Origin of the sequence: Serratia sp. BNK-10, assembly GCF_047456065.1 — a bacterium.
GTDB classification, from domain to species: domain Bacteria; phylum Pseudomonadota; class Gammaproteobacteria; order Enterobacterales; family Enterobacteriaceae; genus Serratia; species Serratia ureilytica.
Genome location: NZ_CP179894.1, coordinates 3,433,456 through 3,456,655 on the forward strand (window position 1 = coordinate 3,433,456; position 23,200 = coordinate 3,456,655).

Annotated in this window: 24 protein-coding genes and 1 tRNA gene; 7 read left to right on the forward strand and 18 right to left on the reverse strand. The window is 59.2% G+C overall.

From position 1 onward, the window contains the following. The first annotated feature begins 170 nt into the window (after positions 1 to 170). Entirely contained in the window at positions 171 to 701 is a 531-nt protein-coding gene (smrB, locus tag ACMGG9_RS16565; RefSeq protein WP_025303720.1) for an endonuclease SmrB, read from the forward strand. Positions 702 to 770: 69 nt separating this feature from the next. Here smrB and sixA read toward each other — a convergent pair whose 3' ends face one another. From sixA to ACMGG9_RS16585, 4 genes are all read right to left on the reverse strand, one after another. Continuing rightward, a complete protein-coding gene (gene sixA / locus ACMGG9_RS16570; RefSeq protein WP_004936230.1) occupies positions 771 to 1,253 on the reverse strand; it encodes a phosphohistidine phosphatase SixA in 483 nt (160 codons plus the stop codon). A gap of 389 nt (positions 1,254 to 1,642) precedes the next feature. Continuing rightward, positions 1,643 to 3,808: a fatty acid oxidation complex subunit alpha FadJ gene (gene fadJ, locus ACMGG9_RS16575; protein ID WP_047025283.1), complete on the reverse strand. Its 2,166-nt coding sequence runs from the start codon at positions 3,806 to 3,808 to the stop codon at positions 1,643 to 1,645. Then, a complete protein-coding gene (gene fadI, locus ACMGG9_RS16580) occupies positions 3,808 to 5,118 on the reverse strand; it encodes an acetyl-CoA C-acyltransferase FadI (protein WP_042785123.1) in 1,311 nt (436 codons plus the stop codon). Before fadI ends, fadJ begins: the two co-directional genes overlap by 1 nt. A gap of 196 nt (positions 5,119 to 5,314) precedes the next feature. Beyond that, entirely contained in the window at positions 5,315 to 5,611 is a 297-nt protein-coding gene (locus tag ACMGG9_RS16585; protein WP_072145088.1) for a YfcZ/YiiS family protein, read from the reverse strand. A gap of 405 nt (positions 5,612 to 6,016) precedes the next feature. Here ACMGG9_RS16585 and fadL point away from each other — a divergent pair, with 405 nt between their 5' ends. Beyond that, positions 6,017 to 7,339 carry a long-chain fatty acid transporter FadL gene (gene fadL / locus ACMGG9_RS16590; protein WP_033651974.1) on the forward strand — a complete coding sequence of 441 codons (1,323 nt, stop codon included), beginning with the start codon at positions 6,017 to 6,019 and terminating at the stop codon, positions 7,337 to 7,339. Between the two features lie 117 nt (positions 7,340 to 7,456). Here fadL and mlaA read toward each other — a convergent pair whose 3' ends face one another. The 10 genes from mlaA to ccmA all read right to left on the reverse strand — a co-directional run bounded on the left by mlaA (position 7,457) and on the right by ccmA (position 15,310). Further along, positions 7,457 to 8,215, reverse strand: coding sequence for a phospholipid-binding lipoprotein MlaA (mlaA, locus tag ACMGG9_RS16595; protein WP_033643913.1), 759 nt, complete (start codon positions 8,213 to 8,215; stop codon positions 7,457 to 7,459). A gap of 28 nt (positions 8,216 to 8,243) precedes the next feature. Then, positions 8,244 to 9,458: a c-type cytochrome biogenesis protein CcmI gene (gene ccmI / locus ACMGG9_RS16600; protein ID WP_033651975.1), complete on the reverse strand. Its 1,215-nt coding sequence runs from the start codon at positions 9,456 to 9,458 to the stop codon at positions 8,244 to 8,246. Beyond that, positions 9,458 to 9,925, reverse strand: coding sequence for a cytochrome c-type biogenesis protein CcmH (locus tag ACMGG9_RS16605; protein WP_033643915.1), 468 nt, complete (start codon positions 9,923 to 9,925; stop codon positions 9,458 to 9,460). Before ACMGG9_RS16605 ends, ccmI begins: the two co-directional genes overlap by 1 nt. After that, a complete protein-coding gene (locus tag ACMGG9_RS16610) occupies positions 9,922 to 10,473 on the reverse strand; it encodes a DsbE family thiol:disulfide interchange protein (RefSeq protein ID WP_033643916.1) in 552 nt (183 codons plus the stop codon). The genes ACMGG9_RS16605 and ACMGG9_RS16610 overlap by 4 nt, the downstream gene beginning before the upstream one ends. Further along, the gene (locus ACMGG9_RS16615) at positions 10,470 to 12,440 is read right to left on the reverse strand and encodes a heme lyase CcmF/NrfE family subunit (protein ID WP_033643917.1); all 1,971 of its coding nucleotides are present in this window, start codon (positions 12,438 to 12,440) and stop codon (positions 10,470 to 10,472) included. Before ACMGG9_RS16615 ends, ACMGG9_RS16610 begins: the two co-directional genes overlap by 4 nt. Beyond that, complete coding sequence (gene ccmE, locus ACMGG9_RS16620; RefSeq protein WP_004936264.1) at positions 12,437 to 12,931, reverse strand: cytochrome c maturation protein CcmE; 495 nt, start codon at positions 12,929 to 12,931, stop codon at positions 12,437 to 12,439. Before ccmE ends, ACMGG9_RS16615 begins: the two co-directional genes overlap by 4 nt. Further along, positions 12,928 to 13,164: a heme exporter protein CcmD gene (gene ccmD / locus ACMGG9_RS16625; protein WP_033651976.1), complete on the reverse strand. Its 237-nt coding sequence runs from the start codon at positions 13,162 to 13,164 to the stop codon at positions 12,928 to 12,930. The genes ccmE and ccmD overlap by 4 nt, the downstream gene beginning before the upstream one ends. Continuing rightward, a complete protein-coding gene (locus ACMGG9_RS16630; RefSeq protein ID WP_004936270.1) occupies positions 13,161 to 13,898 on the reverse strand; it encodes a heme ABC transporter permease in 738 nt (245 codons plus the stop codon). Before ACMGG9_RS16630 ends, ccmD begins: the two co-directional genes overlap by 4 nt. A 120-nt stretch (positions 13,899 to 14,018) precedes the next feature. After that, complete coding sequence (ccmB, locus tag ACMGG9_RS16635; RefSeq protein WP_025303731.1) at positions 14,019 to 14,678, reverse strand: heme exporter protein CcmB; 660 nt, start codon at positions 14,676 to 14,678, stop codon at positions 14,019 to 14,021. Then, positions 14,678 to 15,310 (reverse strand): cytochrome c biogenesis heme-transporting ATPase CcmA, encoded by a 633-nt coding sequence (gene ccmA / locus ACMGG9_RS16640; protein ID WP_047574213.1) that lies wholly within the window; start codon positions 15,308 to 15,310, stop codon positions 14,678 to 14,680. The genes ccmB and ccmA overlap by 1 nt, the downstream gene beginning before the upstream one ends. A 229-nt stretch (positions 15,311 to 15,539) precedes the next feature. Between ccmA and ACMGG9_RS16645 the strand changes: the two genes are divergently transcribed. Both ACMGG9_RS16645 and ACMGG9_RS16650 read left to right on the forward strand, forming a co-directional pair. Further along, positions 15,540 to 16,466, forward strand: coding sequence for a formate/nitrite transporter family protein (locus ACMGG9_RS16645; protein WP_147880748.1), 927 nt, complete (start codon positions 15,540 to 15,542; stop codon positions 16,464 to 16,466). A 129-nt stretch (positions 16,467 to 16,595) separates the two neighbouring features. Beyond that, positions 16,596 to 16,670, forward strand: a tRNA-Arg gene (locus ACMGG9_RS16650). Between the two features lie 71 nt (positions 16,671 to 16,741). On the opposite strand, the gene ACMGG9_RS16655 is transcribed toward ACMGG9_RS16650, so the two are convergent. The 4 genes from ACMGG9_RS16655 to ACMGG9_RS16670 all read right to left on the reverse strand — a co-directional run bounded on the left by ACMGG9_RS16655 (position 16,742) and on the right by ACMGG9_RS16670 (position 19,698). Next, positions 16,742 to 16,984 (reverse strand): hypothetical protein, encoded by a 243-nt coding sequence (locus tag ACMGG9_RS16655; RefSeq protein ID WP_414161576.1) that lies wholly within the window; start codon positions 16,982 to 16,984, stop codon positions 16,742 to 16,744. 19 nt (positions 16,985 to 17,003) lie between these two features. Then, positions 17,004 to 17,804, reverse strand: a complete 801-nt coding sequence (locus ACMGG9_RS16660) for a helix-turn-helix domain-containing protein (protein WP_163965920.1) — start codon at positions 17,802 to 17,804, stop codon at positions 17,004 to 17,006. Positions 17,805 to 18,503: 699 nt separating this feature from the next. Beyond that, positions 18,504 to 18,725 carry a hypothetical protein gene (locus tag ACMGG9_RS16665; RefSeq protein ID WP_033643922.1) on the reverse strand — a complete coding sequence of 74 codons (222 nt, stop codon included), beginning with the start codon at positions 18,723 to 18,725 and terminating at the stop codon, positions 18,504 to 18,506. Between the two features lies 1 nt (position 18,726). After that, entirely contained in the window at positions 18,727 to 19,698 is a 972-nt protein-coding gene (locus tag ACMGG9_RS16670; RefSeq protein ID WP_042785129.1) for a hypothetical protein, read from the reverse strand. A 227-nt stretch (positions 19,699 to 19,925) separates the two neighbouring features. On the opposite strand from ACMGG9_RS16670, the gene ACMGG9_RS16675 reads away from it, so the two are divergent. The 3 genes from ACMGG9_RS16675 (at position 19,926) to dsdC (ending at position 23,191) form a co-directional block, all read left to right on the forward strand. Beyond that, positions 19,926 to 21,422: a PAS domain S-box protein gene (locus ACMGG9_RS16675; protein ID WP_142075841.1), complete on the forward strand. Its 1,497-nt coding sequence runs from the start codon at positions 19,926 to 19,928 to the stop codon at positions 21,420 to 21,422. A gap of 134 nt (positions 21,423 to 21,556) precedes the next feature. Then, positions 21,557 to 21,808, forward strand: coding sequence for a CsbD family protein (locus ACMGG9_RS16680; RefSeq protein WP_033643925.1), 252 nt, complete (start codon positions 21,557 to 21,559; stop codon positions 21,806 to 21,808). A gap of 453 nt (positions 21,809 to 22,261) precedes the next feature. Further along, a complete protein-coding gene (gene dsdC, locus ACMGG9_RS16685; RefSeq protein ID WP_033651984.1) occupies positions 22,262 to 23,191 on the forward strand; it encodes a DNA-binding transcriptional regulator DsdC in 930 nt (309 codons plus the stop codon). Positions 23,192 to 23,200 lie beyond the last annotated feature (9 nt).

Genomic DNA, 23,200 nt, shown 5'->3' on the forward strand with positions numbered 1-23,200 from the left:
TTTGCCCTCCGGCAGGCGCTGTGTTTCATGATTTAGCCGCATAGTTTGCCATGAAGCCCGCGACAAATCACGCGCGCCCCTCGCGCTTTTCACTCTGGCCCGAGTTTTGCGTCGACAGCGCTCATTCACAAGGTAAACTAGCGAAATAAACGATTTCCGGTGAATGAAGCATGAAGAACAAGCCCCCTCTGAGCAAAGACGAACAACAGCTCTTCAGAGAGTCGGTGGCGGGCGCAAAAAAGCTGCGCCAGGACACCATCGTCCACCGCCCGCCGAAGCTCAAGGTCAAACAGGTCGCGCCGCAGCGGCTGCTGCAGGAGCAGGTCGATGCCAGCTATTATTTTTCAGATGAATATCAGCCGCAGTTGGAAGAGGAAGGCCCGACGCGCTACGTGCGCCCCGGCAGCAGCCCGTATGAGCTGAAGAAGCTGCGACGCGGCGATTATTCGCCGGAGCTGTTTCTTGATTTGCACGGCCTGACTCAGCTGCAGGCCAAGCAGGAATTGGGGGCGCTGATCGCCGCCTGCAAACGCGAGCATGTGCACTGCGCCTGCGTGATGCACGGGCACGGCAAACACATTCTCAAACAGCAAACGCCGCTGTGGCTGGCGCAGCATCCCGACGTGCTGGCGTTCCATCAGGCGCCGAAGGAATGGGGCGGCAACGCCGCCGTCCTGCTGTTGGTGGAGCTGGCAGAATAGCCTCCCGCAGAAACGACTCAGGGCGATGTCAGACATCGCCCTGAGTTTATTCCGCACCGCATCCGCGGCTCACACTTTGGCCATCACCTGCGACGGGCTGACCTGCCATTCAAATTTGCCGTAGCTGCCGTCCGCCGGCAGATCGACGTTGGCGATCGCCGAGGTCGCGAACATCGGCGGGCACTCGCCCGGACACAGTTCCGCCACCAGATACCCCACCAGCGGCAGGTGCGACACGATCAGCACCGAGCTCACCCCTTGCATCGCCAGCGCCTGAAGATAGCTGCCGACTTGTTCGGCGTTCCCGCCCGGCGTCAGTTCGGGCAGCACTTCTTCGCCCTCCGGCAGCGTCAAGGCTTCACGCACCGTCGCCAGCGTCTGTTCGGCCCGCAGATAGGGGCTGACCAGCACGCGTTCAATATCCACAGACTTGGTGTTCAACCAGGCCGCCATCTGACGGGACTCGTCGCGGCCGCACAGGGTAAGGGGCCTTACCGCATCGCTGGCTGCCTCGAGCGCCGCCTCTCCGTGACGCATAATCAAAACTTGCATATTGCACCGCTGTTGTTGACAAAGTAACGCTATACAGAAACGCCGTGCGTGCTGTACCGCCGAGTTTTACAACCCCAAAGCCAAAGCTTTAAAACGATAACGCGCCGTCTCTTTATGGCGGCCGGGCATTTTGCCTGAAAGTTTGCGTAAAGAAAATGCTGTTTTTTACAGCAATCCTCCCCGGGCAAACCTCGATTGCTCATAGAACAATCAATTCAACGGGTTAAATTTTAACCTTTTCGCCATGAAAATTATTGATGGCGCTCAAGCTAACTTACCGCTGCCGCAGCCTTGCTGTACAGCCTCACGGGCTGACGCTGTCGCAAGGAGTGATGGCGATCACAACGCGGCCCTGTTGCAACTATAGTGCAAATCGGGCCGCCCTGCGTTCAACTCCCCAGCGGGTAAAAACGTTCGCCCTGCTGCGCCATGCGCTGCAGGCGCTCGCACGGCGCGAAGTGCTCGCCGTGCTGCTGACGCAGGTAGTCCAGCGTCTTCACCACTTTCTCGGCGCCGAGTTCATCCATATAGCGGAACGGGCCGCCAAGGAACGGCGGGAAACCGATGCCGAATACCGCACCGATGTCGCCGTCGCGCGCGCTGCGGATCACGCCTTCATCCAGGCAGCGCGCCGCTTCGTTCAGCATCATCATCACGCAGCGCTGGGCAATGGTCGCCGGCAGCATGTGCGCCTTCGGCGTGACGCCGAGCAACGTATACAATGAGGTATCCGCGCGCTTACGCCGCTGACGCTGCTGCCCCTCGCTCGGGTAAAGATAGAAGCCGCGGCCGTTCTTGCGCCCTTTGCGCCCGTCCTTCAGCACCGCATCGAACGCGGCAGGCGCGGCGAAGCGCGGCCCCAGCGCCTCGACCAGCACCGGAATGATCTTGGTGCCGACGTCGATGCCCACTTCGTCCAACAGGGTGATGGGGCCGACCGGGAAGCCGAAGTCCACCAGCGCTTTGTCCAGCGATTCAATGGGCTCGCCTTCCAGCAGGCAGCGCGCCGCTTCGTTGATGTACGGCGCCAGGATGCGGTTGACATAAAAACCGGCGCTGTCGCCCACCACGATGGCGGTCTTGCCCTGCTTGTGCGCCAGCGCCACGGTGGTGGCGATGGTTTGTTCGCTGGTGCCGGCGTGCGGGATCACTTCCACCAGCGGCATTTTGTCCACCGGGCTGAAGTAGTGCAGACCGATCACCTGCTGCGGCCGCTGGGCCTGTTCGGCGATTTGACCGATAGGCAGCGAGGAAGTATTGGAGGCGAACACGGTATGCGGTGCACAGTTCGCTTCGACCTCGGCCACCATCTTCTGCTTCAGCGCCAGATCCTCAAACACCGCCTCGACCACGATATCCACCTGCTCGAAGCCGGTGTAATCGGTAGAGCCGGAGATCAACATCATCTGCTTTTGCCGTTCCGCCGGGCGCATGCGCTTGCTGCGCACCCGCTTGCCGAGCACGTCCCAACTGTATTTCAGCGCATGATTGATGCCGGTTTCATTGATATCTTTGATGCGAACCGGCAAACCGCCGCGCGTGGCGGTGACGCAGGCGATGCCGCCCCCCATCAGGCCGCCGCCGAGAATGCCGACGCGATGCAAGGCGCGCGGCTGAGCATCGCCGCCCCGCTCTTTTTTCAGCGCGGTGGAAGCGAAGAACAGGCTGCGCAACGCCGCCGATTGCGGCGTCATCGCCAGTTCGCCAAAGGCGCGCGCTTCGGCTTCATAGCCGCTGGCGCTGCCGTGATCCAGCCCGGTGCGCACCACCTGAATGATGCGCTCCGCCGCCGGGTAGTTGCCGTGCGTTTTCGCCAACGTTTTCTTGCGCACGATGCTGAACAGCAGATTTCTGCCCAGCGGGCCGTTGAGCAGGCGATCCTGCCACGGCAGCTCGCGCTGATGCTTCCAGCCCTGTTTCACCCGCTCGATGGCGGTCTGCAGCAAAATCGATTGCGGCACGGCGTCGTCCACCAGCCCCATGCGCAGCGCCTGGCGGGCGCGAATGTGCTTGCCGGTCAGGATCATGTCCAGCGCCTTGGCGGCGCCTATCAGGCGCGGCAGGCGCTGAGTGCCACCGGAGCCCGGCAGCAGGCCCAGCTGCACTTCCGGCAGACCGAGCGCGGTTTTGTCATCCAGCGAACAGACGCGGCCGTGGCAGGCCAGCGCCAATTCCAGCCCGCCGCCCAGGCAGGCGCCGTGGATGGCCGCCACCACCGGTACCGGGAAGGCGGCGATCTGCGCCAGCGTGCTCTGCCCTTTCTTGGCCAGCGTTTCCGCCTCTTTGGCGCTGGTGCAGGCGGCGATCATGGTGATATCAGCGCCGGCGATAAACGAGTCCGGCTTGCCGGAAACGATCACCAGCCCTTCCAGCGCAGTATGCTGCTGCGCGCGGATCAGCACGTCGTTAACCTGTTCGACGAACTCGGCCTTGAGCGTATTGACCTTGTCGCCCGGCACGTCGATGGTGATCACCCCGATGTTGTCGGGGCGGATCGTCAGTTGAAAGGCCGACGGTTTGGCGCGCTGCTCGTGCAATGCGTTTTCGACGCTCATCATTCCACCTCCACGATCATCGCGGCCCCTAACCCGCCGGCGGCGCAGGCGGTGGTCAGGCCCAGCCCGCCGCCGCGGCGTTTCAGCTCACGCAGCGTCTGGGTAATCATGCGCGCGCCGGTGGCGGCGAACGGGTGACCATAGGCGATAGAACCGCCCAATACGTTGAATTTGTCCATGTCCACTTCGCCGATTGCCTGGCTGCGGCCAAGCTTCTCGCGGGCGAACGCTTCGCTGGCGAACATCTTCAGGTTGGCCAGCGTTTGCGCGGCGAAGGCTTCATGCATGTCGATGAGCGTCAGATCGGCCAGGCCGATGCCGGCGCGATCCAGCGCCAGCGGCGTGGCGTAGGAGGGCCCCAGCAGCATGTCTTCCCACACGTCGATGGCGGCAAAGGCGAAACTTCGCAGATAGCCGAGCGGCTGCAGCCCCAGCGCTTTGGCGCGCGATTCGCTCATCATCAGCACCGCCGCCGCGCCGTCGGTCAACGGCGTGCTGTTGGCCGCAGTGACGCTGCCGTGTTTGCGATCGAACGCCGGTTTCAGCTTGGCGTAGGAAGCCAGGCTGGAGTCTTTGCGGATATTGTTGTCTTCAGAAAGCTGAGCGCGGTAAGGCGGCACGTAGGCGGTCATGACCTCGTCGCGCAGCCACCCCTCCCGCCAGGCCTTGGCCGCCAGCTCGTGGGAACGATGCGCCAGCGCATCTTGCGCTTCACGGGTGATGCCGTGGCTTTTCGCCATCTGTTCGGCGGTATCGCCCATGCGCAGGCCGGTGGAATACTCCGCCACCGCCGGCGGCACCGGCATCAGATCGCGGAATTTCAGCCGGCTGAACAATTTGAGGCGCTGCGACAGCGTGCGCGCCTTGTTGACGTCCACCAACGTGCGCGCCAGCGCCTTGCTGACGCCGATCGGCAAGACGGAAGAAGAGTCGGCCCCGCCGGCGATGCCGACGCTGATGCTGCCGGCCATGATGCTCTCCGCCACGTTGGCGATCGCCTGGAAACTGGTGGCGCAGGCGCGCGACACGCTGTAGGCGTCGGTATGAACGCTCATGCCGGTGCCAAGCACGATCTCACGCGCGATGTTCGGCGCCTCGGGCATTTGCACCACCTGGCCGAACACCAGCTGTTCGATCAGTTGCGGCTCGATACCGCTGCGCGCCAACAGCTCGCTCACCGCCGTTTTCCCTAAATCCACCGCCGGAATGCCGTGATAGGCGGTCGCCTGTTTGGCAAAGGGAGTACGCAGTCCATTCACAATCGCAATGCGGTCACCATGACGGGTCACCAACGGCAGTGCCTTACTCATAAATGCTCCTGAAGAAAATAACGTCAGCGCAATGGGCAGAAAGAGGTCTGACCTGATGAGGTCATTGTTAACCAAACGGTTACATTTGGCAAACCGGCAGAGATCAAAACTGCGAGCAGGCGCACTTTCTATCGGGAACGAGGCAGGGAAGGAAATCCCCGGCGCGCAGCAGGCGGCGCCGGGGGTAAAGCGGGGATTAACGCAGGCCGAGCTGGAAGATCAGGGTTTCCGCCTGGCAGGCGAAGGTAAAATCGGCTTCCAATTGTACGCCGCCGTCAACCGGTTTAATGCTACTGCTGATGTCACAGGGATCGGATTCGACCGCGCGAGCCTTTTCGCTCAGGGCCGCCAGCATCGCCTCCGCATCTTGTTGATTGCTGAACACCTGGCTGTAGGATGCGGTGCAATCGGTGTTATCCATCACGGTGCCGACATCCACGCAGCAACACGCGGCGGTTTCCTGGGCGCTGCATTTATTAATTGCATCTGACATGGTTGGTTCTCCTCAAGGGCCTCTGTTATCAGCCCAAATTGCCGTTTTATTCACCGGCGCAAAGCCACGAAATTCTGTGGGTATTTTACGCTCCCAAGCCGGCAATCACTAGCACTTACTTTTACTGGGTGTTTTAAGTGATGGAAATCACAAATAAAAATGAGCGCCTGCTAAGAAATGGTAAGAATTTTGTTATTTACCACTGTCTTTTTGTTAAGCAGATCTCTTTTTTGATATCAGAGTGGAAATATTTCAAAAACAAACTTGCAACATTTTCACAGGTCAGACCTATACTTCAGCCACTGGTCTGATTTGTCTGAACGATAACGGACCCTACAATCCCGCGCTCCTTGTTACTTCGTGTAACAATAGTTTAAATAATAAACACATAATGAGGTTTTGGTCATGAGCCAGAAAAACCTATTGACTAAATCAGCTCTCGCAGCTGCAGTGGCAATTATTTCTTCAAACGTGTCTGCCGCAGGATTCCAGCTGAATGAGTTCTCATCAGCTGGTTTAGGACGTTCGTATTCTGGCGAAGGCGCCATGGCGGATACGGCGGCCTCCGCAAGCCGCAACCCGGCGTTGCTGATGATGTATACCCGCCCGGAACTCTCTTTCGGCGCAGTCTTCATCGATCCGGACGTCGATATCAGTGGCCAATCCCCTTCCGGCGCCAGTCTGGATGCGAAAAACATCGCGCCGACCGCCTGGGTGCCGAACCTGCATTATGTTCACCCGATTAACGATCAATTCGCCGTAGGCGGCTCGGTCACCAGCAACTTCGGTTTGGCGACCGAATACAACAACGGTTATGCGGCGGGCTCCATGGGCGGCAAAACCGATCTGGAAACCCTGAACCTGAACCTGAGCGGCGCTTATCGCCTGAACAAAAACTTCAGCTTCGGTCTGGGTTTTGACGCCGTCTACGCCAAGGCTAAACTCGAGCGTTACGCCGGCGATCTGCCAAAATTGATCGCCGGTTCAGGCAAATTGCCGCCACAGTTGGCCGGCCCGGTTTCGCAGATCCCGGCAGATACCCAAATTTCTCACCTGAAAGGCGACGAATGGGGCTTCGGCTGGAACGCCGGTATTCTCTACGAAGTGGATGAAAACAACCGTTACGGCTTCACCTATCGCTCTGAAGTCAAAATCGACTTCGACGGCGATTACAAGAGCAGCCTGCCTTCAGCCTTCAACCCGCTGCTGGCCTCTCAAGGCCTGCCATGGGGCACCAACGGCACCACCATCCCGGGTTCTCTGAGCCTGCACCTGCCTGAAATGTGGGAGCTGTCCGGTTACAACAAAGTGGCGCCGCAGTGGGCCGTTCACTACAGCCTGGCCTACACCAGCTGGAGCCAGTTCCAAGAGCTGAAAGCCACCGGCAACAACGGCCAGACGCTGTTCCAGAAGCATGAAGGCTTCAAAGACGCTTACCGCATCGCGCTGGGCACCACCTACTTCTACGACGATAACTGGACCTTCCGTACCGGTATCGCCTTCGATGACAGCCCGGTGCCTGCCCAAAACCGTTCGATCTCCATTCCCGATCAGGACCGTTTCTGGCTGAGTGCCGGTACTACCTATGCGTTCAACAAAGACGCCTCGGTCGACGTCGGCGTGTCCTACATGCACGGCCAGAAAGTCACCATCAATGAAGGTCCTTACACCTTCACCTCCGAAGGCAAGGCCTGGCTGTACGGCGCCAACTTCAACTACCGCTTCTAATCTCGCTTGAGATGGATGCCAAAGCGCCCCGCGGGGCGCTTTTTCTTTGCCTGTCGCTCGCCGCGGGCGTAAAAAAACCCGCCAGACGGCGGGTTTTCATGGGCATAAGGCCGGCGGTTACTGCGAGTCGATCTCGTCCAGATCGCCCTGAATCGCCTTGGCGTTCGGGTTCTCTTCCGGCTTGAGCGAACCGCCGTTGGCGATGAAGTCGTGGCGCTGGAAGTAAGCTTCGCGCACCATGACATAAGGATCGGAGGAGTTGCGCAGCAGACCGTCGGAATCCAGCAGTTGAGCGCGAGTTTCGATACCCTCGACCACCCATTTGCCCGCCGACATCCAGAAAGTCAGGTAGCTCAGCATCGGATACAGCGTATCCGCAAAGTCGCCGCCGTCTTCACGCAGGGTAAAGCTGCCGTAGCCCGGCAGCATCACGTACGGACCGTAGCCCACATCGTAATGCCCCAACGTGCTGCCGAAACGGTTCGGCTCTTCGCGCGCCAGTTTCGGGTTGGCCATGCCGGCCACGTCGATCAGGCCGCCCATCCCGAGCAGGGTGTTCAGGAAGAAACGGTTGAAGTGGATCATCCCGCGGTAAGGATCCCCCTTCAGGAAGGCGTTGACCATGCTGGCCGGCTCTTCCAGGTTAGAGGTGAAGTTGCTGATGCCGTTACGCGCCGGCATCGGCACGTAGTCACGCCAGGCCACCGCGACCGGACGCAGGATATAAGGATCCAGGACGTTGTAGTTGAAGTCGAACATCGTCCGGTTAAATCCTTCCAGAGGATCGGAACGCCCTTGCGGCTCATTGTCTGGCGCGCTGGCACAGCCCACCAGTAATGCCGCTGCGAATGCCACCCCAGTCAGGCGAAAGTTCATATTTTTCTCCATAAAAACACGTTCGGTCTTATTTTTCAGGGACCTGCTTGTTTATCTGAACGCTAACCTGCTCTTTGCCGCTGAATGTCTGCAGCGAGCTTTCGCCGAACCAGTCCCCCGGCTGCGGCGTGGCCAATCCGTCCTGTGAGAGGCGCACACGCACCTGCACCTGATGCTGTGCCGAGAGTAGACGCTCGGGCATCATGGCGTTGCTGTCGTCCAGAGAGAAAGACAGCGGAAAACGGCTCAACGGCAATTGTTTTACCGCGACCGGCACCGGGCTGACGCCGTCGGTCACCGAGATAACCAGCGTCCCCTGCGGCGGCATGGCTTTCGCCGCCTGCGGTGACAGTGAAACAGTCACATTCAGTTTAACAGTTTCTCCGCCGGCCTGGGCTTTTGCTTGTGCAATACTGCGCTTTATCACTTCCGCGCGCGGATCGTTGGCCGGCAGCAGCTGCAGCATCACTTGCCAGGCGCCGATCGCCTGTTTGAAATCGCCCTGTTCGAAAGCGTTGAACGCCAACAGGCTGAGCACCCGCGGATCGCTGTGATTTTCCGCGATCATGCGCCGCAACAGCTGCGTCGCCTGCTTGTTATCCTCCGGATCGTTGGATCGCGTCAAGACCTCGGCATAGCCGAGCCGCACTTCCAGACTATTCGGATCCAATTGATAGGCATGAGCAAATGCCTGCGTGGCGGTGGTGGCGTTGTTCAACGCCATGCCGACGCGCCCCAGCATCATCCAGTCATTGATATTGCGATCGTCCTGCTGTAGCTCGGTGCGCAGCCCCAGCCCGAGGCGAGCGATCTCTTCCATGCTCAGCGGTTTGGCGCGCTCATTGGCGACGCGCTCACGCAATTCCGGCATTTGCGCCTGCACCAGACGCCAATCCAGCACCTGCGCCAACCCGCCGGTTTTCAGATAAAAGCCAACGGTCACCGCCAGCAATAACAGCACGCCCGGCACTAACGCCCAACGGTTGATCGGTTTCGCCTGCTCTGCCTGTTCGACGGGGATGTCGTTCAACAGGTTCTGTTGCAGCTCTTTAACCAGCTCCGGGCGCTCGGCCACCACGCCCTGCTGCTCGTCCTGCTCCAGTTCGCTGAGGCGATCCTGATAGAACGCCTTGTTCAGCGCATCGCGCGTAGCGGCGCTCTGCTTGCCGTGGCGCATCGCCGGCACCACCAGCAACGCGGCGGCGCCGGCCAGCAACACGCAAATAATCAGCCAAAAAGCCATTAGGGTTTCTTCCTGTCAGTCTCTTGCAACAACGCCGCCAGGCGCTGCCGTTCCCGTTCGGAGAATTCATCGTCCACCGCCGCGTCGGGCCGGCGACGGGTGCGCAGGATCACCACCGCCCCGCCTATCAGCACGAACAGCAGCGGGCCGATCCACAAGATCAGCGTCGCCGGCGTTACCGGCGGTTCGTAGGTGACGAAATTGCCATAACGCGCCACCATGTAATCGATGATCTGCTGCTTGCTTTGCCCCTGCATCATCAGCTCGTACACCTTGGTGCGCATGTCTGCGGCGATAATGGCGTTGGAATCGGCAATGCTGTTGTTCTGGCATTTCGGGCAGCGCAGCTGTTCGGTCAACTCGCGATACTGTTGCTCCTGCTCAACGGAGTTGAAGCGATAGGTATCGATCGCCGCAGCGGCGCTCCAGCTCAGCAATGCGGCGAACAGCAGGGCAATCAGCCTCATGCCTCACCCCCGTACTTTCTATACAGCGGCAGCACTTCCTGCTGCCAGACGCGCTCGTTCATGTCGCCGGCATGGCGATAGCGAATGATCCCCTGTCCGTCGATAAGGAAGGTCTCAGGCGCGCCGTACACCCCGAGATCCAATCCCAGCATGCCGTCGCCGTCGTACAGGCTGAGCGCATAGGGATTGCCGAGGGAATTAAGCCAGGTCACCGCCTTGGCGCGATCGTCTTTATAGTTCAAGCCGACCACCCGCACGCCGCGCGCCGCCAGCGTATTGAGATACTGGTGTTCCGCGCGGCAGGTCGGGCACCAGGTCGCCCAGACGTTGAGCAATATCGGCTTGCCGTCGCGCAGCACCGCCTGATCGTAGGTTTTGCCCGGCTGATCCAACGATTCCAGCCTGAAGGTCGGCACCGGTTTGCCGATCAGCGCCGACTCCAGCATGGTCGGATCTTCGCCGCCGGCGTTGCGCGTCAGTTGCACCATCAGGGCCGCCACCAGCAGCAGGAAGAGCACCAACGGGATAAACAGCAGCTTACGCTTCATGATTGCGCCTCCAGCTTGCCTTCACGCTTGAGCTTTTTGCTCATGCGATAACGCGGATCGAGAATGCACAGCAGGCCGCCGAGCGCCATAAAGACGCCGCCGAACCAGATCCAGCGCACGAAGGGTTTGTAATACAGGCGCACCGCCCAGGATCCGTCTTCCAGCTCCTCGCCCAGCGCCGCGTACAGATCGCGGCTGAACCCGCCGTCGATCGCCGCCTCGGTCATCATGCTGCGCGCCACGCTGTAGTAGCGTTTCTCCGCGTGCAGCGTCGCCTCCGGCTTGCCGTTGCGCGTGACGTCGATGATGCCGACGCCGCCGCTGTAGTTCGGGCCGCGAATGTCGTGCACGTCGCGGAACACGAAGTGATAGTTGTGGATATCCACGCTGTCGCCGGCCTTCATCCGTACGTCGCGCTCCACGCTGTAGTTCTGGCTGAAGGCGATGCCGATCACCGTCACCGCCACGCCGAGGTGGCCGAGCACCATGCCCCAGTGGCTGCGGGACAGCTGCCGCAGGCCGCGCCAGAAACCGTGACGATGGGTGGCGCGCTCATGCAGCTCCATCAGCGTCAGGATGATCACCCACAGCGCCATAATCAGGCCCACCACCGTCATGCCGGCGATGCTGTCCTGCAACAGCCACGGTAGCAGAATCGACAGCACCAGCGTCACCAGCAGCGCCACGCCGAGGCGGCGCCACAGCTTGCCCGGCTCATCGCGGCGCCAGCGCACCAGCGGCCCGATGCCCAACAGCAGCGCCAGCGGCGCCATCAGCCAGGTGAACATGGTGTTGAAGAACGGCTCGCCGATCGAAATGCTGCCCAGCCCCAACTGTTTGTGCACCAACGGCAGCAGCGTGCCCAACAGCACCACCAGCATGGCGGCGATCAGCAGCACGTTGTTGCCCAGCAGGAAGGTCTCGCGCGAGAAGGTCTCGTGCTGCACCCGGCTGCGCACCTGCCCGCCCTTGACCGCGTACAGCAGCAGCGAACCGCCGATGACGATCACCAGATAGGCGAGAATAAACATGCCGCGCGCCGGATCGGAGGCGAAGGAGTGCACCGAGACCAGCACGCCGGAGCGCACCAGGAAGGTGCCCAGCAGGCACAGCGAGAAAGCGGTGATCGCCAGCAACACCGTCCAGGCTTTGAACGTGCCGCGTTTCTCGGTCACCGCCAGCGAATGCATCAGCGCGGTGCCGGCCAGCCACGGCATAAAGGAAGCGTTCTCCACCGGATCCCAGAACCACCAGCCGCCCCAGCCCAGCTCATAGTAGGCCCAGGCCGATCCGAGCACGATGCCCAGCGTGAGGAACACCCAGGCGGCGGTGGTCCACGGGCGCGACCAGCGCGCCCAGGCGGTGTCGAGCCGGCCGGCCATCAGCGAGGCGATGGCGAACGCGAAGGCGACCGAGAAGCCGACATAGCCCATGTACAGCAGCGGCGGGTGGAAGATCAGGCCGATATCCTGCAGCAGCGGGTTGAGATCGCTGCCGTCGATCGGGAAGTTAGGCAACGTGCGGGTGAACGGGTTGGAGGTCATGATGATGAACAGCAGGAAGCCGGCGGTGATCATGCCCATCACCGACAACACCCGCGCCACCGCGTCCTGTGGCATCGCCCGGCTGCACAACGCCACCGCCAGCGACCAGCAGCTCAGCAGCAGCACCCACAGCAGCAGCGAACCTTCGTGCGCCCCCCAGGTGGCGGCGATGCGGTAATACACCGGCAGTTGGGTATTGGAGTTGGTGGCCACGTAGGCGACGGTAAAATCATTGACCACGAAGGCATGCACCAGGCACAGGAACGCCAGCGCAATCGCGGCGAACATGCCGTAGGTCAGCGGGCGGGCCACCGCCATCATGCGGCTGTCCTGCCGCGCCGCGCCCCACTGCGGGTAAATGCTCAGCAGCAGCGCGATCGCCAGTGCCAGGCACAGCAGAAAACTGCCCAGTTCCGGCATCATGACTTGGCGCCCTCCGCCTGCGGCGCGTTATACGCTTCCGCCGGCCCTTTGTGATTCTCTTTCATCGCGTCGGCCACTTCCGGCGGGGTGTATTTTTCGTCGTGCTTGGCCAGCACTTCGCGCGCGTTGACCACGTTGCCCTCGCCCAGCACGCCCTGCGCCACCACGCCCTGCCCTTCGCGGAACAGGTCCGGCAGAATGCCGGTGTAGGTCACGCCGATCGCGCCGCGCGCATCGTAAATCTTGAAGCTGACCTGCAGCGTATTGGGATCGCGTTTCACCGAGCCGGGCATCACCATGCCGCCGATGCGCAGCCGCTGGCCGACCTCGGGCTTCTCATGGTTTTCGCCCTTGCCCTGCAGGATTTCACCCGGGGTGTAGAACAGATCGATGTTGGAGCGCAGCGCGTACAGCATCAGGGTTGCGGTCAGCGCGATGCCGATCAGCACAACGATCGCCAGATAAAGGCGGCTTTTACGACGTGGATTCACAATGATTTCTCCCGCGGTGCGGCGGATTTTTGTTTTGATTGTTGCGCATGGCGAATGCGCCGCTCGCGCGCCTGACGGCGGCCGATCTCGGCGAGCAATAGCCGCCGCTGCCAGACGGTGTGCGCCACCAGCCCCAACAGCGAAATCAGCGTGACGGCGACCGCCAGCCAGACATAGAAGGCATAACCGCCCATGGCGAAAAACGCCGGCCAGGAATCGAACGCGGCATTCATGACTGACGCTCCTTATTCACCAGCCCGGCAACCCACGGGCGCTGGCGCTCCTGGAACAGGATCAGATTGCGCAAGCGCATCAGCGTCAGCGTGACGAACAACAGCAGGTAGCCGAGGATCGCCCAGCGCAGCGGGGTGCGCATGCTTGGCGCGATGGATTGCTGCATGTTGGTCGAGCCCTGATGCAGCGTATTCCACCATTCGACGGAGAAATGGATGATCGGAATGTTCACCACGCCCACCAGCACCAGAATGCCGGCGGCCCGGCCCGCCAGGCGACGGTCTTCAAAAGCGTTATACAGCGCGATGACACCCATATAGAGGAACAGCAGCACCAGCTCGGAGGTCAGCCGCGCGTCCCATACCCACCAGGTGCCCCACATCGGCTTACCCCAGGCGGAACCGGTCACCAGCGCGATAAAGGTGAACACCGCGCCGATCGGCGCCATCGCCGCCACCACGGTATCGGACATTTTCATCTGCCACACCAGGCCGATAAACGCCGCCACCGCCATCGAGGCGTAGATGCCCATCGACCACATGGCCGCCGGCACATGAATATAAATGATGCGGAAGCTGTCGCCCTGCTGATAATCCTTCGGCGCGAAGCCAAAGCCCCATGCCCAGCCGAGCAGCAGGCAGGCCGCCGCCGCCAGCCCCAGCCAGGGGATAAAGCGGCCGCAGACGTGATACAGCCGTTCGGGCCGCGCCAGTTGATGTAACCATTTCCACATTGTCGTCAGTGCTCACGGTAATTTTTATGCGTCGGCCGCTCCGAGCGTTCGAAACGGCGAAAATCTTCTGCGGGGTACGCTCTTGTCGGCCTTGCCCCGTCTGTTCATTCAATACGTTAGCTAGTGCACGCTCACTCGCAGCGCCGCCGCGGTGGCAAACGGCGCCAATGTCACGCTGCCCGCCAGCATCGCGCCGAGTATCGCCAGATAACCGTCGATCGGCATGCCCATCGAGGCGGCGTCGATCGCGCCGGTGGCGAAGATCAGCACCGGGATATACAGCGGCAGCACCAGCAGGCTGAGCAGCACGCCCCCTTTGCGCAGGCCGACGGTCAGCCCCACGCCGATAGCGCCGATCAGACTCAGCGTCGGCGTGCCGAGCAGCAGCGTACCCGCCACCGCCAGCCAGGTTTGCATATCGAGCGACAGCAGCAGCGCCACCAGCGGCGACAGGATCAGCAGCGGCAATCCCGTCACAACCCAGTGAGCACACACTTTGCCCAGCACCGTCATCGGCAGCGGCGTCGGCAGCAGCAACAGCTGCTCCAGCGAACCGTCGAGAAAGTCGTCGCGAAACAGCCGCTCCAGCGACAGCAGCGAAGCCAGCAGCGCCGCCACCCACACGATGCCCGGCGCAATGCGCGCCAGCAGCTGCGGTTCAGGGCCAATCCCCAGCGGGAACAGCGTGATCACAATCAGGAAAAACCACAGTGGGTTGACGATCTCCGACCCTTTACGGCAGGCGATCTTCAATTCGCGACGCACCAGAGTCAAAAACATCACAAACTCCCCGCGTCGTGTTCCGCCAAACGAATTTTGCCCACCGTTTGGCTGACGCCGGCCAAATCCTGATGCGTGGTCAACAATACCATGCCGCCCCGCTGCGCATGTTGTTCAAAAAGGCTAATCAACTCGGCCACGCCCTGTTTATCGATTGCCGTCAAGGGTTCATCGAGGATCCACAGCGGCGCCGCGCTGAGCCACAATCGCGCCAGCGCCACCCGCCGCTGTTGCCCGGCCGAAAGCTGCGCCACCGGCAGATCTTCGTACCCCACCAACCCCACCTGCTCCAGCGCGCGCCAGATGGCCTGATGCTCGACCGCGCCGCGCACCGCCTGATAAAACTGCAGATTTTCAAAGGGTGTCAATACGGCTTTGATGCCCGGTTGATGGCCGATAAACAGCAAATCTTGCTGATACGCCGCGCGATCGCGCAGCGTGTTGCGCCCGCGCCAGCACACCTCACCGCCGTCCGGCCGCGCCAGACCGGCGAGGATGCGCAGCAAACTGGTCTTGCCCGCGCCGTTCGGCCCTTCTACCTGAATGATATCGCCCGGCTGAACTGAAAAGCTTAGCTCGCTAAACAGGATGCGCTCATCGCGCACGCAACTCAGACTTTTGGCTTCCAGCATCAGGGAACTCATATTTTTCTTTGGGATAGCGAATCATAGCATAAGCCTTTCCCCGCACGCAGCCTGCGGCGGGCGCGCCGAGGGGCCAATATGGCGAGCAGGATCAAGAATGCGTGGAAAAAATCGGCGGATTTTAACTCTTGTTACCTTTTTCTGTATTTCGCCGCATTTAGACCGGGCAACTACGCTTAATGACGTGAACTCACCCTTATTGAGCAGGAGCGACAGCATGAACGAACAGCAACGCCAGGAGCACGAGCAGGATGAGACAATGCAGGTAGAGAGCGAAGAGCAGGAACAGGGCAAACGCGAAATCGAAGTCAGGGAAGAAAATTTGCCTTCGCGCGCGGCGGCGGTGCATGAACAGATCCGGATGGAAGGCGAAAAAGAGCTGGAGCGCGACGGGCTGGCGCTGCTGTGGTCGGCGATCGCCGCCGGGCTGTCGATGGGCGCCTCGCTGGCGGCGAAAGGCATTTTCCACGCCCGCTTGCCGGACGATCCCAGCCGCTTTTTCATTGAGAACCTCGGCTACACCTTCGGTTTTATCATTGTCATTATGGCGCGCCAGCAGCTGTTTACCGAAAACACCGTCACGGCGGTGTTGCCGATCATGCATAAGCCCACGCCGCGCAACCTGCTTATCCTGCTGCGCCTGTGGGGCGTGGTGCTGCTCGGCAATCTGATCGGCACCGCGCTGGCGGCGCTGGCGTTTACCCATATGCCGCTGTTCGACGCCGAAACGCGCCGCGCCTTCATCAGTCTGGGCGAAGAGGTGATGCGCCATACGCCGGGAGAAATGTTCGCCAACGGCATCCTGGCCGGCTGGATCATCGCCACCATGGTATGGATGTTCCCGGCCGCCGGCGCGGCGAAAATCTGGGTGATCGTGTTGATGACCTACCTGGTGGCGATTTGCGATTTGACTCATATCGTGGTCGGCTCGGTGGAGATCCTGTATCTGGTGTTCAACGGCGCGATGGGATGGCAAGCATTCGTTTATCCGTTCGCCCTGCCGACGCTGGCGGGCAACATCATCGGCGGCACCTTTATCTTTGCGCTGATAAGCCACGCGCAAATCCGCAACGATTTGAGCGCCAAAAATAAGGCGGCGCGCCTGCAAGAGGAAAAACGGCGCCACGGCGGGGAAAAATCGTGATCGCCGTCGGTTAGCCGAGGAAATTTCGGCGCGAACTGGCGAGGTATTGAGCAAACGCGCCGCTAAGCGCTTATTCTGCGGGTAAAAAAAGGTATAATGCCCCGGCAGCTTCGGTTGCCGGTCCGCAGCGTCCCCGTAGTTAAACGGATATAACAAGCCCCTCCTAAGGGCTAGTTACTGGTTCGATTCCAGTCGGGGACGCCATTTTTCCTTATCGAGCCAATGCGCATCGACCGCCCGCGGCCCCTGCTTCAATCCCTTGTTCAGCCCTAATTTCATCCCTGCGGGTGCAGGCACGCCATCCAGGTCATTCCTGCCAACACGATTGGCTGATGTTCCCGATTATTGGCCATCGCATTTCCTGAAAACATGAACAGAATAAATGCCAGCATGAATTGAATGGCCCGTTTTCCTAAACCGGCGACGATGATTCGGCCAAAGGCAGACAGCCTTAAATACAGTAGCAGGAGTGCGCGGTGCCGTTTATTCATCGAATCGGGGCGATTTTCTCTATTCATGACGTCTCCTTTTCCATCACTACGTCACAGGAATAAGTATATCGACATTGATAACCTTACTGTTTGAACTTTCATCTCTATATAGCTCAATAAAGAAGCTCTCCCTCATTTTGACGTTGATAGCCGGCAAGTAAGCGTCATATATCCCCTCAAAAAAATTAACGTACTCAGGCAACTCCCCCATAAAGGGAATGACAATATATTTACCCATTGGGATATAGAAGTTGAAGATGGAGTGAAAAACCGCCTGATCCTTGCCGTTGGCATGGCATTTATTCCCCCTGCTTTTCTCTACATTATATGCCCCCCAATTTTTGCTTAGCCGTTTCTCATTAGTCTGCGCAATATCATTGGCATCTCTGTATTTCCTTATAGAATGGAAAATTAATGTTTTGTAATGCTTCAGCATCTCGATGTCATCCGGCATGACCGTATGATAGAAATAGGGTTTATTATCGTTGCCGTATGGGGGGATCTGCGTGGAAAAATCCCATCCCCGGCTGTTTCTAAAGCTATTGGGCGTTTCGCCAAAGAAACGTTTGAATGCCCGGGTGTAGCATTGCTGAGAGGCAAACCCCGATGCCAAGGCGACATCCAATATGTTCCCTTGATGCTGTTTAAGCAAGACAGCCGATCGGCTCAGCTTTCTATTCCTGATATACGTCCCGAGCGTAATGCCAAAATAATGCTTAAACAACCGCTGTAAATGCCATTTAGAGTAACCCGAGATAATTGAAACCTTCTCAACCGAAAGCCCCTCCACAATATTCTTTTCCATATACTCCAATACTTGTAAAAGAATATCTCTTCTGTAATCCATGTGCGCTCCTTGCATTTATAAAAGCCGTATCCTTTTCATTAAAATCGTTAAGCAAAGAAATTAAGTCATTAAGATTAATCCTAAAAAATCACGCCCTCTTCTTTTTATTCTCACACCCTCCAAGAGGTCATTATATAAATAACTGAAAATGATCATGTTATATAAATCCACCCACAAGAAAATCGAAAAACAAAATTTAACGACACAAAGTGCATCTATTGAAGGAGCACTTGCGCCGCCAGTGAGAATCACACTTTCTGTTAAATTTTTTATCTTAAAGTGTTTTTTATCGCATCAATTGCATGGCCGAATAGGAATTTCATCATCAGAAATGAAATCGCATTTTATAGCCTTGATTGTTGATAACACTTATTGCAGCTAATGGGTAAAGCCTGAGCCGTGGCTAAGGAAGCTGAGAGGAATTAACGCAAAGCCTGAACATCAGGCTTAATAATCACGTGTCGCAACAGTGAGTTTCTTTTTTATCTTTCCCTGCACAGAAAAAGCGGATGCATCAACAAATCATGTTAGAGGTCATATATTGCCTTCCCGTCCCGGGGGCATTGATGCTCCCGCACCGCGCCAGCCTCTCCGCCGTCAAGCGCCAAGCCGATACGCGCCATAGTTTGTTACCGTAACCGCCCGCTCCTCAAAAAAAAGCCCAGCACGCAAAGCTGGGCTTTTCATCCAATGAGCGGATTAGTCCGTCAGGTTGTCGATTTCTGCCGCTCTGTGCTTACGCAACAGATACAGCAGCAAGGACACCCGTCGCTCGGTCCGTTCCGGGGTATCCGGCGGCAAGTTATAGCGCAAGGTGTAACGCTCGTTGTTCTCGTTGCAAAAATCGATGACCAGTACGGGCGCGGACGCTCCCGCCACTTTTCGATAATTCAGCGAGATGCACGACAGGTTTTTGCCCATCTCAACTCACCGCGACGGTACGGCGGGTTGACTCGGCAATTCGCCCCACGCCGGCGCTCAACGCAGCGCCCAGCAACAGTATCAGCAGTGAGCCCCACGCGGCGCGAGAGAGTTGCTTGGCCGCTTCATCAGCCGCTTCACGCGCTTTCTGCTCGGCCTCGGCCTTGAGTTTTTCCACCTTCTGCACCGCCTGCTGATAAGCCTGGGCGTAGTTATCGACGATTTGGCTCGCTTCATCACGGCTCTTGCCGGTACGCGCCGCAACAATATTCACCAGCGCGTCCTTATCGGCGGCGCTCAACGTCGGCTCACCGGACTGCTTAACGCGCTCGAACCACTGCTTAAGCTCGGTGGCGGCCTGCGCCGGATCGGCCGCGGCATCCACGGCCGACTGTTTGCCGTCGGCGGCCGCCCGATTGGCTTTCTGCTCCAACCGAGCCGGATCCAGCTCCGGCTTACCGCTCTGCTTAAGCGTTGCGTTCAACTGGCTTTCCAGGTTTCCCCAGTCCAGGCTGATGCCCTTTTTATCCAACTGTTGCTTCAGGCTGTCGCCCACGCTTGGCGCCGCCGCCGCCAGGCCGCTGCCCGCCAGCGAGAGCCCTTTGCCAACCGCGTTGCCAGCCAGCCCCACCACGCCGCTCGCCAGTGACACCATCAACCAGGTGGTCAGCAAGGTGGTGATCGCCCAGCTCAGCAGGCCATGCAAGCCGCCGCGATTCGGCGCGGTGCGGCCGGCGACGAATGCGCCCGCGGCCAGCGACGCCAGCGTTGAAACCAGCAGCCAGATCCCGGTGCCGGTGCCAAATCCGCTCAGCGGGTTGCCCTTTTGCATCATATCCACGGCCTGGGCGCCGATCGCCGTCCCCAGCACGCTGAATATCAGATAAGTCACCAGCGCCACGGCACTCCCGGCCAATATCGAGCCCCATGACACCTGAAACGCAAAGCGATTTGATTCATAGACAGTGGTCATCGTTGTTCCTTATATTTTCTGGACAAGTGATTGCAGACACGGCAGAAAACCGCGCAGACAAATTCAGTCTGCCGCGCGGCATCATCGGCCGTCCCGGTTCATTTGCGCCAGAACGCCTGGTGCATTCACACCCTGCGAATACGCACGTTATGCACTAAGCTGCTCAGCGAGTAGCGTAACCCGCGGCCCCTAAAGCGGCCGCTCCCCTTCTGTCTAGCGGAGAACACATGAGCCAATCCGTCTTGGCCAGCGAAACCAACCGCGGCCACCTGCAGCAAATCATCTCCGGCTTGTCCGACGGCGTGATCCTGACGGATACCGATCAAACCCTGCTATGGGCCAACGAGGCCGCGTTAGCCATGCATGGCGTGAGCCACCAGCAAGCCCTGGGGGCCGATGCCGGCGAGTACGCGGCGCGTTTTGCCCTGCGCTATCGCAACAACCATCCGCTGGCTTTGGAGCAGTACCCTTTGAACCGGGTTGCCGATGGCGAGACCTTCACCGATGTGGTGGTGGAAGTTCGCCAGGTCGACGATCCGGACAGTTTCTGGGTGCACCGCCTGCGGAGCCTGATCGTCACCGATCCGCAGGGGCAGCCGGAGCTGCTGGCGCTGATCATGAGCGACGCGACGGAGTGGGCCAGCGCCGAACAGCGCTTTGAAAAAACCTTTAACGCCAATCCGGCGCCGGCGGTCATCTGTCGGCTCAGCGATCTGCGCTACGTCAAGGTCAATCAAGGGTTCCTTGATATGACCGGTTACCAACGTGAACAGGTCTTGGGGCGTTCGGTTTATGAACTGGACGTCCTGCAACAGGCCGAGCATAAAGAGCTGGCCGTGCAGCGCCTGGGGGAAGGCGCCACCATTCCGCAGATGGAGGCCGAGCTGAAACTGCCCGACGGAGGCAGCAAGCTGGTGGTGGTTGCCGGTCAGCCGTTGGACATCAATGAAGACGACTGCATGCTGTTCACGTTTACCGATCTCGAACCCCGGCGCCAGGCTGAATCGGCGCTGCGAGAAAGTGAAGAGCGGTTCGCCAAATCTTTCCGCCTGAGCCCGGTGCCAACGCTGGTGTGCACCGCAGACGGGCGGCGCGTGCTGGATGTTAACGAAGCCTTCACCCGCGCCATCGAATACGACGCCGAAGCCTTAGTCGGCAAATCGGTCGACGAGATCCCGGTTTTTGACGATCCCGAGGCGGGCAGCCGTTTGTTTGCCGCCCTGGAAAAAACCGGCAATGTCGAAGGGATGGACATCCGGGTGCGCAAGAAAGGGAGCGAGTTAATCGACTGCGTGGCCTCAGCGGATGCCGTCAGCATCCATAATGCGCCCTGCTATCTGTTGGTGCTCATGGACATTACCGAACGCAAGCGCTCGGAGCTGGAGCTGGTGAACGCCATCGAGGAAGTGATGCAGGACGCCTCGTGGTTTAGCCAAACCCTGATCGAAAAACTGGCTAATGTGAAAAGCATCAATCGGTCCAACCAGGCCGGGTTTGCCGCCAGCGATCTCACCCCGCGCGAGCGCGATGTGCTGGGTTTGATCTGCGAGGGACTGCCGGACAAGAAAATTGCGGCGCGCCTCAATCTGGCGCTCAACACCATTCGCAATCATGTCGCGACGGTCTATTCCAAACTCGGCGTGCACAGCCGCAGCGAAGCCATCGTATGGGCCAGAGAACGCGGGCTGTTTACCGGCGGACCGGCCTCGATGAATGGCAAGTAGCCTGCAAATGCACTAGCCATACCGATGCAAACGCCCCTTATGAGCACCGAGTGAAGTGCATAACATGGCGGTGCAAATGCAGGCTTTCGCCCTGTGCGAACGCCAAACGGATCGAACCTAAGGAGCGCATCATAATGAACAGCGAAAAAGCCAATGGCATGATGGAAAAAGTGGCGGGCAAAGCGCAGGAAATCGCGGGCGACGTCAGCGGCAACGAACGTTGGCAGGCCGAAGGCGTCACGCGCCAGGCAGTGGGCGCGCTGCAAGAAAAATACGGCGACGCCCTGAGCTGCGCCGGCAGCATGATGAAGAAAAATCCCCTCGCCGCGTTGGCACTCGTTGCCGGCGCAGGTCTGTTGGCCGGCCTGCTGCTGCGTCGCCGTTGATGGGCGCCGACGAGCAAACCGCTTTTCCCTGAATGCCGTGTCCGGTGGGCAGCCACCGGGCACGGTTCTCTGGCCAGGCGGGGGATTGCTGCCTCCCTCTCGTTGGCATCCGGGCTTAACGCGTGCTCTGCGTCGCCATGCGGCGGATTATTATGGCGAAACCGTTATATCCCGCATGGAACATGAGCCTTTATCGTTCAGGCTGTCGCACGCCGCCTTCACTCGCGGCTTAACGGCACCTCTTTTATTATATTCGTCCTATTGCTGATTATCATCGCTCTCTCAATCAACGTCCCCAACGCCTGTTATTTCCGCTTGTTATGCCAGTAAGTTAATTTTCCCTCAACATAACGAAATTCCTCGGCATAAAAACCGAATATATCAATCAGGCTGGGTTTATCCTCCGCGCCATTAAATGTTAATATTACCGGATTATGCGCACGGAGAAATAGCATGTTCCCCAGTAAAAAACATTCGCAGCGGGCGACCCCGCTGACCAGCTATCAATTTTCCAGGCTGCATACTTTCGAATGCGTCGCCCGTCATTTATCTTTTGCGCTGGCGGCACAAGAATTGTCGATCACCCCCAGCGCCGTGAGCCACCGCATTAATTTGCTCGAAAAGGAATTGGGGTTTCTGCTATTCCAACGCTTTCATCGCAGAATTACGCTGACGCCGGAGGGCGAACGCATGCAATGGGCGCTGGACAGCTCCTTCAACACCTTGAATCAGGAAATCCTGGACATCAAAAATCGCGAGTTGACGGGGACCTTGACCCTCTACTCGCACCCGTCCCTGGTGCAATGTCTGCTACTGCCGCGCATCGGCGACTTTATCGCCCAGCACCCCACCATTCACCTCAACATTCTGACCGGGCAGGAAATCATCAACCTGGCCAACCGCGGCGTGGATCTGGCGATGTACTTCGGCAAACTGCGCTCGGGGCGGCATCTGGAAGAAGCCTTTATGCAGGAATCGATGGTGCCGATCTGCACGCCGCAGTACGCCGCTGCACACAATCTGTATGATGCGCCGGAAAACCTGGCTCACTGTACGCTGCTGCACGATCGCTACAACTCCGGCGAAGATGAGTGGCAAACCTGGTCACAACACTTTGCGCTGGGGCTGGATACCGACAGTAAAAGTATGGAGTTCGACCGTTCCGATCTCGCGGTGCTGGCCGCTACGCGGCACCTTGGCGTCGCCATGGGGCGGCTTAATCTGGTGCAGGACTGGATCAAAAGCGGCGAGCTGATCATTCCGTTCGCCGATATGACCGTGCCCTGCGAACACTGCTATTTTACCTCGACCATCTCCGAGCGGCAGTGGCCGAAGATCCTCGCGTTTAAGCAGTGGATAATGAAAATATCCCCTCTGGTCTGATGGCCAGAG

Excerpts from the sequence above, each read along its gene's own strand:
- fadI (WP_042785123.1), bottom strand. The coding sequence starts at position 5,118 with ATGAGTAAGGCACTGCCGTTGGTGACCCGTCATGGTGACCGCATTGCG.
- ACMGG9_RS16680 (WP_033643925.1), top strand. The coding sequence starts at position 21,557 with ATGAACAGCGAAAAAGCCAATGGCATGATGGAAAAAGTGGCGGGCAAA.
- ACMGG9_RS16665 (WP_033643922.1), bottom strand. The coding sequence starts at position 18,725 with ATGGGCAAAAACCTGTCGTGCATCTCGCTGAATTATCGAAAAGTGGCG.
- ACMGG9_RS16660 (WP_163965920.1), bottom strand. The coding sequence starts at position 17,804 with ATGGATTACAGAAGAGATATTCTTTTACAAGTATTGGAGTATATGGAA.
- dsdC (WP_033651984.1), top strand. The coding sequence starts at position 22,262 with ATGTTCCCCAGTAAAAAACATTCGCAGCGGGCGACCCCGCTGACCAGC.
- ccmD (WP_033651976.1), bottom strand. The coding sequence starts at position 13,164 with ATGAATGCCGCGTTCGATTCCTGGCCGGCGTTTTTCGCCATGGGCGGT.
- ACMGG9_RS16585 (WP_072145088.1), bottom strand. The coding sequence starts at position 5,611 with ATGTCAGATGCAATTAATAAATGCAGCGCCCAGGAAACCGCCGCGTGT.
- ccmB (WP_025303731.1), bottom strand. The coding sequence starts at position 14,678 with ATGTTTTTGACTCTGGTGCGTCGCGAATTGAAGATCGCCTGCCGTAAA.
- ACMGG9_RS16670 (WP_042785129.1), bottom strand. The coding sequence starts at position 19,698 with ATGACCACTGTCTATGAATCAAATCGCTTTGCGTTTCAGGTGTCATGG.
- smrB (WP_025303720.1), top strand. The coding sequence starts at position 171 with ATGAAGAACAAGCCCCCTCTGAGCAAAGACGAACAACAGCTCTTCAGA.
- ACMGG9_RS16675 (WP_142075841.1), top strand. The coding sequence starts at position 19,926 with ATGAGCCAATCCGTCTTGGCCAGCGAAACCAACCGCGGCCACCTGCAG.
- ACMGG9_RS16645 (WP_147880748.1), top strand. The coding sequence starts at position 15,540 with ATGAACGAACAGCAACGCCAGGAGCACGAGCAGGATGAGACAATGCAG.
- sixA (WP_004936230.1), bottom strand. The coding sequence starts at position 1,253 with ATGCAAGTTTTGATTATGCGTCACGGAGAGGCGGCGCTCGAGGCAGCC.
- ACMGG9_RS16610 (WP_033643916.1), bottom strand. The coding sequence starts at position 10,473 with ATGAAGCGTAAGCTGCTGTTTATCCCGTTGGTGCTCTTCCTGCTGCTG.
- fadL (WP_033651974.1), top strand. The coding sequence starts at position 6,017 with ATGAGCCAGAAAAACCTATTGACTAAATCAGCTCTCGCAGCTGCAGTG.
- mlaA (WP_033643913.1), bottom strand. The coding sequence starts at position 8,215 with ATGAACTTTCGCCTGACTGGGGTGGCATTCGCAGCGGCATTACTGGTG.
- ccmA (WP_047574213.1), bottom strand. The coding sequence starts at position 15,310 with ATGCTGGAAGCCAAAAGTCTGAGTTGCGTGCGCGATGAGCGCATCCTG.
- ACMGG9_RS16605 (WP_033643915.1), bottom strand. The coding sequence starts at position 9,925 with ATGAGGCTGATTGCCCTGCTGTTCGCCGCATTGCTGAGCTGGAGCGCC.
- ACMGG9_RS16655 (WP_414161576.1), bottom strand. The coding sequence starts at position 16,984 with ATGAATAGAGAAAATCGCCCCGATTCGATGAATAAACGGCACCGCGCA.
- ccmI (WP_033651975.1), bottom strand. The coding sequence starts at position 9,458 with ATGGCTTTTTGGCTGATTATTTGCGTGTTGCTGGCCGGCGCCGCCGCG.
- ACMGG9_RS16615 (WP_033643917.1), bottom strand. The coding sequence starts at position 12,440 with ATGATGCCGGAACTGGGCAGTTTTCTGCTGTGCCTGGCACTGGCGATC.
- fadJ (WP_047025283.1), bottom strand. The coding sequence starts at position 3,808 with ATGAGCGTCGAAAACGCATTGCACGAGCAGCGCGCCAAACCGTCGGCC.
- ACMGG9_RS16630 (WP_004936270.1), bottom strand. The coding sequence starts at position 13,898 with ATGTGGAAATGGTTACATCAACTGGCGCGGCCCGAACGGCTGTATCAC.